The sequence below is a fragment of the Streptomyces sp. NPDC042638 genome (assembly GCF_040647235.1).
In the GTDB taxonomy this organism is placed as follows: Bacteria; Actinomycetota; Actinomycetes; order Streptomycetales; family Streptomycetaceae; genus Streptomyces; species Streptomyces rameus.
In genome coordinates this window covers 1-8994 of the sequence record NZ_JBEZBT010000109.1, presented here as the reverse complement: position 1 = coordinate 8994, position 8994 = coordinate 1, and the positions used below count along the sequence as shown (strand labels likewise).

Sequence of the window (8994 nt, the reverse complement as noted above, 5' to 3'; positions counted from 1 at the left end):
AACCCCAGGTCACACCCAACAACTGAGATCTCTACCGAACCCGGAACGGTTCATACACCGTGCTGTCGGCTCGGACGCGTGCGGTCGATTTGGTGGGGGCGGGGAGCTGCAGGGCGGCGTCGACACAGGCCTCGACAGCCTGCTGGGCCTGGGCCTGGTTACGAAGGGCGAAGTCGGCGAATCGGCTGGTCCCTGACGGCTGTGTGAGCGTCGCGAGACGGGGGGTGCGGACGATGCGGGTGGCGAGGGCGTCCAGGAGCGGGTCGGGGAAGTGGGTGCGGGGGCCGCCTGGGGTGGCGGAGTAGTTCTGGAAGTCGGTGGTCAGCAGGATCACGGGGACACCGCGGGCGGCGGCGTAGCCGATCTCCATACAGACGCCGTCGTCCGGGCTGGGTCCGTGGAGGATGGCGATCAGGGCGTGGATGCGGTTCAGGCGTTCCCGGTCGAGTTCGAAGAGCCGCCGGCCTTTGACGTCGGCGACGAGGCTCTCCTCGTCGGTGTCGCAGAAGGGGAGGAAGACGTGGTCTTCGCCGAGCTTGCGGGCGAGGTGGTGGGCCAGCTGGGCGGCGAGGGCTCGGTCGTGGGCCGCGAAGAGACGGTGGGCGACGTAATAGGACACTGGGCGGCCTCCTGCTGCGGGTCAGGACGGGGCGCGGCGTGGGGCGGGGAGGGTCAGCGGTGTGTGGGCAGTGTGGTGGCTGGCGGCCTGGACGGCGTGGGTCAGGGCGGTGGCCGGGGGGATGCCGTGGGCGCGGTGGGCGAGGTAGGTGCCGGCCAGGGTGTCGCCGGCGCCGGTGATCTGCCGGACGGTGGGCAGGGCGGGTGGGGTGACGGGCGGCAGGGCGCGGCCGTTGCACACGATGCGGGCTGGGCGGGGGCCGTCGCTGATGACGACTTCCGGGCAGGGCTGGGGGCCGGCGGTGAGGGTGAGGAGGGCGTGTTCTTCGGTGTTGACGAAGACGGTGGTGGCGTGGCGGAGCCAGGGCGCGGCGGCGGGGATGAGTTGCGGGGCGCTGGGGAGGTGGAAGTCCAGGCTGAAGGTGCAGCCGCGTGAGGCCAGTGCTGACAGTGCGGCGCGGATGTGGAGGGGGTGGCGGCAGCTGACGTGGAAGGCGGCTTGGGGGTAGCGGTCGATCAGGTGCAGGGCGTGGGCGGTGAGGTGTTCTGCGGCGCCGTAGGCGGTGTCGACGGCCGTGATGGTGCCTGCCTCGTCGTAGTGGATGGTGAACCTGGCTGAGGGCTGTGGTGCGTGGTGCAGGAGGGTCCAGTCCAGCGGGGGCAGGCGTGGGTCGTCGGGCAGGTGGGCCAGGTCGCTGCCGATGGCGGCTGCGGGGGCGGTGGGGAGACCGGTGCGGGCGGCTGCGACGGCCAGGTGGAGGGCGGCGCCGCCGAGCTGGTGGATCGGTGGGTGGCCGGGGCGGTGGATGTGGTCGAGGGAGATATTGCCGAACACGATGGTGCGCTGCATCGCGGGGTCTCCCTGTCGGTCAGGGTTGGGTGTGTGCGCAGTCGGTCAGGGTGGGGCAGGTCGGGCGGCGGGTGCACAGTCGGGCGGGGGGCCGGTTGAGGTAGAGGCGCTTGAAGTAGATCAGTGTCAGGTGGGCCCACCAGGTGGGGGTCGCCTCGGCGGGGATGGTGATGTTCTGGCCGGCGGTGAGTGCGCGCAGGGCGTCGGTGTGGCGGGCGACGGCGTGTTCGAGGAGCAGGCGCAGGTGCTCGTGGGCGGCCGGGCCGGAGGGGAGGGTGAAGCCGAGGGCGGGGGCGAGTTTGGTGACCATGCCGGAGTCGACGGGGATGATGCCGCAGTGGTAGCCGCGGGCGTACAGGGCGGCGCACTGGGCGACTTTGTAGGAGGCACCGCGTACGTCACGGGCGAAGGCGGTGATGAACGTCTTTGCGTCCCAGGCGGCCGGGTCGGTGCCGTCCTTGTCCCAGCGGGCCAGGGTGTCGGCGAGCGAGTACAGATAGGTCAGGCGTGTCTGGGTCAGGCCGAGCGGGGCGACCAGGTCGCGTGCCTGGTCATCGTCGAGATCGGTGAGGGCATCGAAGCCGAGCGCATCGGCACGGGCGAGGACGGCCGCATAGGTGTCGACCATGCGGTAGTTGATCCGGGTGGACCAGCCGGCGGCGAGCATCCGCATGCGCGGATCGGTGATGGTGGGCGGCCACCAGCGGTTGTGGTCGTGGTTGGCTTCCACTTCCGCCGTTACCTCGGCGAGCGCGGCGGCGCGGGTGACGAACGCGAGGACGCGGTCATCGGTGCGTCTGTGGGGGGTGGTGACGGTCATGGCGCTGCTCCTGGCGCGGGCGGGAGGGCGTAGATGGCAAGAGCGCGGTTGGAGGAGATCACGGGAATCCCCAGCCGCTGGTGTAGGACGGTGGTGGCGGTCAGGGTGCGCCAGCCGGTGCAGGACAGCACGAGCGCGTCCGCTCCGGCGAGCGCGGCCGGCGGCAGGACGGCGCACAAGTCGAGGATCTGCTGGGCGCAGATGGCCGGGTAGCCGTCGTCCAGGCCGAGGCTGGCGTGGGCGAGGACCTGGATGCCGCGTTCGCCCAGTGCTGCGGCTTCTGCGCGGGTGACCTGCTGTGGGTAAGGGGTGGCCAGCACGACGCGGGTCAGCCGGCACCGGTGCAGGAGGGTGGTGAGGGCGTCGAAGGCGGTGATCACGCCCGGGGGGAGTTCGGGTCCGCCGGTGAAGGCGGCGGAGGTGCACGCCAGCACGGTGGCGTCCAGCGGCAGGTGGCGCATGGAGTCGACGGCGCCGCTGGCGGCGGCCCGCAGCCCATGCCAGAACGAGTGGTCGACGGCGGTGGTGCGGGAGGTCGGCACGAGCCGAGCGTAGTGGAAGACGACGCCCGGCTCGCCGAGTTGGGGCAGTTCCTCCTCGACTGCCTGGTTGGCCCATGGCAGCAGCACGCCCACATGCCGGATGTCCGCCCCTGTGGCGGCGGTCGGGTCAGCGGGCACGGTGGGTGCCGTAGAGGACGCGGGAGGCGTGATCGGTGACGGTGATGTCGGCCGGGGTTCCCACCGGGACTGCGGCGTTGCGGTCAATGATCTGGATCGCGTAGGAGCCCAGGCGGCGGAACCAGGTGCCGCGTTCGTCGACGAAGTAGGCGTGTACACCGGGAATCGTCAGACCGGCTGGGTAGACGCGTTGTTTCATCGGCTGGTCCCAGGTCTGGTCGATATCGGCCTTCCACGTCTCGAAGTGCTCCTTGGAGGGCAGGTCCTCCGGGCCGGCTTCTTCGGCGAGGGGGGTGCCGGGGAAGGCGCGGGCCAGGCGCACGTTGGTGCGGTGGCACATCCATCCGGCGTCGTAGATCCGCTGCAGGGCTGTGAGGTTGGCCAGGTGCGTGGCGTGGGTCTCGCCGGGCAGGCCGTAGATGAGGTTGAGGCCGGGCAGCAGTTTCGGCAGCCCGCCCGCACCACGCTCGGCACCGGCCTCATTCACGTGCTCGACGGCACGCAGCAGGATGTCCTCCGTGCACGTCAGCGTGTTGCGTTCGATGACGGCCGGGTCGAACGACTCGATGCCCATGGGTGCGCAGTTGCCCTCGGTGCACAGCTCGGCGACCGCGGCCGCGATCCGTTTGCCGACCGGCGCGGCCACCGCCAGCGGGTCGGCGTTGTCGATGTGCAGCATCTCAAGTTCCGGGCACCGCTTTCGGATCCCTCCCAGGAGCGCACGGATCGCTTCCTCGCTACGGCCCTGGTAGGAGAAGAAGCAGGTCTGCTGGCCGAGCCTGAAATGGCGCACGCCCGCGTCGTACAGCTGCCCGGCCTCGGCCAGGACGTCCTCCACCGTGCGGTGCGCGATGACCGGAGACTTGGCGGGCTCGTTGCAGAACCGGCAGAACGCCTTGCGGGTGCAGCCGCGGTACAGCTCCAGCTCCGCCACCGGCGTCCACGGCATCTGCTCGATCAGTCCGGTGAACGAGGAACGGTCCGCCTGCAGCTGTCCGTACGGTGCGGGGGTACGGCTGCCCAGGGCCAGGGTTAAGGAGGTGATCGTGTGGGTGTGGACCGCGTCGAACAGCCCGGCCCACGAGGCCGGTTCGGCAAGTGCCCAGGTGGCCATGGGGCCGAGCAGATAGCGGCGGCCGCGTACGCAGGCCATGGCGCGGGCGATGTCGTCCTGAGAGCCGTTGACTGCGTGCAGGTGGACCGAGGGCACCTTGTCGCCCGCCACTACGACCACTGCCTCGGCATCCCGCAGCAGTTCCACCGCTTTGTCCCGGTTTACGGTCGCCGAGTACGTCCACCGGTCGCTCAGAGGTGGCGCGACAGCTGGGCGGCCGCCGACCAGGCACCAGCGGACGTCGTCGATCGTCACGTATCTGACGTCCGCGCCGGGACGTGCCTGGCGCAGCGCCGCGTACGCCTGTCGTACGTAGGCGGACAGGTACGGGGGGACGCCCAGGCCGCTGGGCTCGACGGTGTAACAGTCCAAGATCACTAAAGGGGCGGTCACCAGGACTCCTCTCGTACATCAGTGCGTCCAGTTAGTCCGCCCACAGCGAGGGGGCGAGCGGCCCGGCTCCCCCCTTCAGGCCGGAAGCGACAAGGGCGCAACATCCTCTTGCAGAAGTTGAGCCGGGGACAGAGAGAGGTTCGGTCAAGCACTGCGGGCAGCAGCGTGCTGAGCAGGGCACACCCGTCCTCGGCCTCGACCTCGCTGCCACGTGCATCCCTCGCCCCCGTATCGGGACGGAAGGCGGGGGCCGGGCTGTGCGGCCGTGGGCAGGAGTGACAGCGGTGCTGGCCGAATCGGGGTCACGGCGGGTCGGAGCGGAGCCGGTGACTTCCTAGGGCGATGAGGCTGAGAACCGCTTCAGGGTGGCACAGGTCGCGGCGATAGCGGGGTTGTGTCACCCAGTAGGAACCGGGTGGCTCGGTGCAACCGATGTCCGGGATGCCGAGGTAGGTGCCGGGGCCGAGGTACCGGGTCTCGGCGGGGCCGCGCCAACGGCTGCCGGGACGCCAGGGAACGAGTGCCCAATAGGTGGGGCCGACGGCGCGCACGTCGTGGATGACTGGTCCGGGCAATGCTGTTTCCAGCGCGTGGGTGATGGCCTGGCCGTCGTCGGTGCCTACGGCTGCGTGGACGATAGCGCCGGGAATGCGGACGGCCGCGAAGTGCCGGCCGAGTGGCAGCAGGGCCAGTTTCTGGGTCGTCCACTCGGCGCGGGCCTGGGTGGGGACGTCGTGTGCGCTGGCAAGCCAGGCCCTGATGGTGTCGGGTGGGTCGGGCCGTCCGCTGCCGGAGGCGGGGTGCACGGACAGTGACAGCAGCGGCGATGTGGCAGGCGGCTGGGCGGCGGGGCCTTGCTGCATGCGTCGCTCCCTTGCGTGGGGCGTCCTCTGGTGGAGTGCAGGGCTGCCGTCGACGCTAGGGGGCGCAGTGCGACACGGCCAGTGATGTTCACGGATGTTCACGATGACTGATTCGTCCAGCTGGCTGGCGTGTTTGTCTCCTTGACCGTGGCCGTGATCACGCCTGAATGTGTGTACATCCGTGCACATGCAGAGCGCTGGAGGCCGACGTGTCATTACGGTTCATCGGCATCGACCCGAACACCGGGCAGGGTGAGAGCCCGACCGTGTGGGTTGATGAGAAGACGGGCGAACTCGTCATCCAGGGGTGGAAGCCCGATGAGGCGACCCAGGCGGAGTGCGCCGCCTTCGAGGTGCCCGGCCACGCGGTCGGCATCCCGCAGCACGAGCAGGTCGTGCGGGTACCGGCCCGCATGGTGCCGATCTTGAGGGAGGCATGTGATGCCGCAGAGCGTGCCCAGCTTCGCTGAACTGCTGGACGGTGCGCGCGAGTCGGCTCTTCACCTGGAAATGCGCGATGCCTACGCAGTGGCCGGCGAGACGGAGGCACTTGCCCGGTGGCGGAGCACCGGCGAGGTCGACACCGATCCCGAGTCGTCGTACTGGCGGCCGTGGGTGGAACTCGTCCGTCGCACGGTCGCACGCGGTGTGGTTGTACGGCGGGCGCGGATCGTGTCCGAGCCGGTCAGCGACTACATCCGGTACGAACACGCCGGCACCACCGTCAATCTTGCGGCGGGCGAGCAGGTGCGGTGGCTGCCCCGCCGCCGGGCGTCGGATATTGCTCTGCCGGGCAACGACTTCTGGCTGATCGACGGCCGACTGATCCGCTGGAACCACTTCACCGGCGCAGGCGCGTCGGCCCCCGGGGAGATCAGCGAGGATCCGGCCGCCGCCCGGCTGTGTGCCAGCGCGTTCGACGCCGTCTGGGCCAGGGCCGTCCCGCACGACGAATACAAGATCTGCTAGCACGACACGGAAAGGGCCCAGCCGCACCACATGGCCACCTCCCCGTCCTCCTCGGCCCAGGCCGCACGGGAACGCGTCGCGCGGCGCCTGCGTGACCTGCGGGCCGAGGCGGGCCTGACCGGGACCGAACTGGCCGCGCGGTGCGGCTGGACCCATCCCAAGACCTCCCGTCTGGAGAACGCCCGCACGGCACCGACACCCGACGACATCCGTCGCTGGTGCCACGCATGCGGCGCCGACGACCAGGCCGACGGCATCATCGCCGAGTCCCGCGACGCAGAGACCGCCTACACGCAATGGCGGCGCCAGGTACGCAGCGGACTGCGCCGGCTCCAGGACAGCTACCGCGACCTCTACCGCAGCACCACGCTGTTCCGCATCTACTCCTCGACTCTCGTACCCGGCCTGCTCCAGACCGAGGGCTATGCCGCAGGCGTACTGCACACCAGCGCTCGCCTCCATGGCGTCCCCGTGGACGACAGCAAGGAGGCAGCCCGGGCCCGGATCGAGCGCAGCCAGATCATCCACGAACCCGGACACCGGCTCGTGGCCGTGATCGAGGAAGCAGCCCTGCGCTACCAGGTCTGCGACGCCGAGGCGATGGCAGCCCAGCTCGGCTACCTCCTGACCGCAGGTGCCCTCCCCCAGGTATCCGTCGGGATCATCCCCACGGCATCCCCCTCCCGTCACCAGTGGCCCCGCGAGACGTTCCACGTCTACGACGACCGTCTCGTCAGCGTCGAACTCGTCTCCGCCCGCGTACGCATCACACAGCCGGACGAAATCGCCCTCTACCTCACGGCGTTCGAACAGCTGCGCAGCGCGGCCGTCTACGGAGCCGAGGCCCGAGCTCTGATCACCCAGGCCATCGACACGCTTCACTGACCGCACTCGGAGCCGACAGCCCTCGACCTGCCTGAGGAGATCGCAATCACGAAAGGACCGCTGGCCGGCTGCGCGGGTTGCCGCGCAGCTGCGGCTCCGCTCGCTGCGTGCCCATGCCAGTGACGGCGTGATCCGCACTGCGGCAGGACCCTGGGGCAGGAGTACTACTGCTCGTGCCCGCTCCGGGGTGCCGAATGCCTGGTGGAGGCCGGGCTCAGGAGAGATGTGACGGCCTGCGAGGCGCCGGGAGAGCAGGCAGCAGCTCCCACAGCGGCCTCGAACCTGCGGCCCATGACGCCAGCAGCTGGCGGTCGACGAGGTGCAGCCGCTGCTGACGGGCGAAAACGCGGCCGGGCTCGGTGATCCTGCCATTGGTCACCATCAACACGACATCACCCTTGTGGACCGGGCGGCCTGTCCCGTTGAGCACCTGCAGCTCCGGAGTGCCCACCGGTGCGCCCTGGGCACCGTTGCGGCGGTGCTTGCACTGGATCACCCAACGCCGCCCCAGCGGATCGGTCGCTTTCACATCCGCTCCCAGATCACCCCGTCCACCGACCTGGACGGCATCGCTGCAACCGTCCCGGTGCATCAGATCACGGATCGCGTACTCGAACTGCCGGTGAGACAGCACATCCAGCTGCCCCAGCTGATAGCGCAGTGCCCGCGCCCTGGCCCGTTCCTGCTCCACGCGCTGCGTCCGCTCCTGCCACCACCACAAGCCGCCCACAATCGCGAGGACGGCTCCCATCAGCAGCAGCCACCAGTGGGCGAGGAGCCATTCGACCACCATCACTGTGATCACGACCGCTGCGGCGGCGGCCGGGAGGACGGATTGCCCGCCCTTCTGGCGGCTGGTGCGGCTGGTGGTCCGCCGCCTGGCCGGAGGGCGCCGGGTCATCGCTCAGCCCTCAGGGTGGAGAAGTCGATCGGGTACGAGACCGTCGGCTGAGGTGCCGGCTTCCTCGGCTCGGGAGCGTCGAACTTGATCGGGTACGACACGGTTGGGCGCGGCATGGCATCCCTTGAGGTACTGCCGGCATGGTGGTCCAAGCGGATCGGGGAGGTCACAGCCGGCCGGCGCGGTGCGCTGTCCGTTCCGTTCGCCGTCGAGGTATGGCCAAAGCCGAACACGGCCAGGCCGAAGAGAGCGAAGATGGTCATCTCCCTGCGCGCGCCCGGCGCCCATCGGGAGTGTCCGCGTACTGGCGTCCCATCGGAGCGCACGTACGGCCGGACAAATGGCATGTGGTCCTCCCAGTGATCGTGTGTTCCCGAAATCACTGACATGCTGACGGCCGGCACTGACAACCGATCATCCCTGAGACTTCAACTTGCTTCAAATAGAGAGCAGTTCAGGACAGTGTGGGACCTGCAGTCGCGGCTGCGGTCTCATTTCCCGGAGAGGCAGGGTGCGGGCCGAACCTGCTGGCATTCCTCACCGCGTGAGGATGGCGAAGCTGTGTCTCACCTGGGCAGTCGGTTAAGGCGAGGCCTCGCACGCGTTCGCTCAGGGCAGGATGGTGGGACAATGTCTGATCCAGCTGTCCGATGACGGATCCGGCCAATTCTGCAAGCAGCATCCGCAGGCAGCGTCTGCAGCGCACCCATCAGGCCGCTGTGGCGGCCAGGAGACAGTCGAGGCGCTGTAGATCGCACACTGAGCTCATCCAGCGCTGCTCACCGCTCACGCCGCTCAGGCTGGAGCGGCGGCACAGGTTGCTCAGCCACTGACCCAGCCGTGAAAGAGGTGGAGGACGCCGCCGCGGCCGCCTTCTTCATCCTCGCCGACCCCGCCACAC

Annotated in this window: 10 protein-coding genes; 3 read left to right on the top strand and 7 right to left on the bottom strand. The window is 69.5% G+C overall.

Going from position 1 to position 8994, the window contains the following annotated elements; all coding sequences use genetic code 11:
- Positions 1 to 31: 31 nt before the first annotated feature.
- From AB0B40_RS37470 to AB0B40_RS37445, 6 genes are all read right to left on the bottom strand, one after another.
- Positions 32 to 619, bottom strand: coding sequence for a nucleoside 2-deoxyribosyltransferase (locus tag AB0B40_RS37470; protein ID WP_362268087.1), 588 nt, complete (start codon positions 617 to 619; stop codon positions 32 to 34).
- A gap of 21 nt (positions 620 to 640) precedes the next feature.
- Complete coding sequence (locus tag AB0B40_RS37465) at positions 641 to 1468, bottom strand: carbohydrate kinase family protein (RefSeq protein ID WP_362268086.1); 828 nt, start codon at positions 1466 to 1468, stop codon at positions 641 to 643.
- A gap of 19 nt (positions 1469 to 1487) precedes the next feature.
- Positions 1488 to 2288: a hypothetical protein gene (locus tag AB0B40_RS37460; protein WP_362268084.1), complete on the bottom strand. Its 801-nt coding sequence runs from the start codon at positions 2286 to 2288 to the stop codon at positions 1488 to 1490.
- A complete protein-coding gene (locus AB0B40_RS37455) occupies positions 2285 to 2968 on the bottom strand; it encodes a hypothetical protein (protein WP_362268082.1) in 684 nt (227 codons plus the stop codon). Before AB0B40_RS37455 ends, AB0B40_RS37460 begins: the two co-directional genes overlap by 4 nt.
- Positions 2958 to 4475, bottom strand: coding sequence for a radical SAM protein (locus AB0B40_RS37450; protein ID WP_362268081.1), 1518 nt, complete (start codon positions 4473 to 4475; stop codon positions 2958 to 2960). The genes AB0B40_RS37455 and AB0B40_RS37450 overlap by 11 nt, the downstream gene beginning before the upstream one ends.
- A 302-nt stretch (positions 4476 to 4777) precedes the next feature.
- Complete coding sequence (locus AB0B40_RS37445) at positions 4778 to 5338, bottom strand: hypothetical protein (RefSeq protein ID WP_362268079.1); 561 nt, start codon at positions 5336 to 5338, stop codon at positions 4778 to 4780.
- Positions 5339 to 5547: 209 nt separating this feature from the next.
- On the opposite strand from AB0B40_RS37445, the gene AB0B40_RS37440 reads away from it, so the two are divergent.
- From AB0B40_RS37440 to AB0B40_RS37430, 3 genes are read left to right on the top strand one after another with little or no spacing between them, the layout of a single operon-like run.
- The gene (locus AB0B40_RS37440) at positions 5548 to 5808 is read left to right on the top strand and encodes a hypothetical protein (RefSeq protein WP_362268077.1); all 261 of its coding nucleotides are present in this window, start codon (positions 5548 to 5550) and stop codon (positions 5806 to 5808) included.
- Positions 5780 to 6307, top strand: coding sequence for a DUF6879 family protein (locus AB0B40_RS37435; protein WP_362268076.1), 528 nt, complete (start codon positions 5780 to 5782; stop codon positions 6305 to 6307). The genes AB0B40_RS37440 and AB0B40_RS37435 overlap by 29 nt, the downstream gene beginning before the upstream one ends.
- Positions 6308 to 6337: 30 nt before the next feature.
- Positions 6338 to 7192 carry a helix-turn-helix transcriptional regulator gene (locus tag AB0B40_RS37430; RefSeq protein WP_362268074.1) on the top strand — a complete coding sequence of 285 codons (855 nt, stop codon included), beginning with the start codon at positions 6338 to 6340 and terminating at the stop codon, positions 7190 to 7192.
- A 214-nt stretch (positions 7193 to 7406) separates the two neighbouring features.
- On the opposite strand, the gene AB0B40_RS37425 is transcribed toward AB0B40_RS37430, so the two are convergent.
- The gene (locus AB0B40_RS37425; RefSeq protein ID WP_030338527.1) at positions 7407 to 8093 is read right to left on the bottom strand and encodes a restriction endonuclease; all 687 of its coding nucleotides are present in this window, start codon (positions 8091 to 8093) and stop codon (positions 7407 to 7409) included.
- Between the last annotated feature and the right edge of the window lie 901 nt (positions 8094 to 8994).